At 44.2% G+C, this 240-nt stretch carries 1 protein-coding gene; it reads left to right on the top strand.

Annotated elements, in window-relative coordinates; all coding sequences use genetic code 11:
- The coding region (locus ACYQ78_RS40075) for a hypothetical protein (protein WP_459806231.1) at nucleotides 1–240 on the top strand (240 nt) is incomplete at both ends.

The following is a 240-nucleotide window of genomic DNA, read 5'->3' as shown; positions in this document are numbered from 1 at the left end:
CATACACTGAAATTCTTTGTTCCTGTGTTTGAGCCTCTTCCACCTCAGTATTTCATCAGAATTGTGTCAGACAAATGGCTTGGCTCTGAAACTCAGTTACCAGTTTCATTCCGTCATTTGATTCTGCCAGAAAAGAACCCCCCACCTACGGAACTTCTGGATCTGCAGCCTCTGCCAGTTTCAGCCCTGAGAAAGCCTGCATTTGAAAGTTTATACAAGGACAAGTCTGCTTACTTCAAC

This window comes from Herbidospora sp. RD11066 (assembly GCF_054661255.1).
This window is presented reverse-complemented; position numbering and strand designations above follow the sequence as displayed.